The organism is Aeromonas lacus, assembly GCF_000764665.1.
Classification (GTDB): domain Bacteria; phylum Pseudomonadota; class Gammaproteobacteria; order Enterobacterales; family Aeromonadaceae; genus Aeromonas; species Aeromonas lacus.
This window is the reverse complement of record NZ_JRGM01000096.1, coordinates 1-500: the sequence shown is the minus strand read 5'-3', so window position 1 is coordinate 500 and position 500 is coordinate 1. Positions and strand designations below refer to the sequence as shown.

The 500-nt window shown below is 41.0% G+C and carries 1 protein-coding gene; it reads left to right on the top strand.

Annotated features, from left to right (window positions below; genetic code table 11):
* Positions 1-500, top strand: a 500-nt coding sequence (locus LG31_RS21220; protein WP_161785976.1) for a hypothetical protein, incomplete at both ends; no start/stop codon positions are given.

Here is a 500-nt window from a genome sequence, read left to right as displayed (position 1 = left end):
GAATTAGAAGCTGCATTGTTAGAGCTTGGAACTGTACTTGGCACTAAAGCATGTAGAACAGGTATAAAGCAAGCAATGAAGCCTGTCTTGGATGAGATAGTAAATTCTGCGCCAATAAATAATGTAGTACAGGACGGAATACATATAAAAGACTGCTTCAAGATGAAAGTATCAAAAGCGTCAAAAAAGATGTTGAAGAATGGTTCTAGTACTTTCCTTTCATGCTCTGTATACACTAAAGGCCCAGCTAACGACTACGCATGTGCAGTAGAATTTGGCCGGAACCCGTATACAGCAACCCGCGATTATCTCTTCCATAAGAAGACGAACCCCTATCAAGTCCATATTGCAGAAGTTCAACCGAACCCATTCATGCGGACAGCCCTCTATAAGCACGCTCATAGTGCAGCGCAAGCATTCATAGATATCACAATGGCAGAGATTGCCAAAATCGCACAGAATCGTAACAAAATTGCTCAACAGAAAATAAATGCAATGTA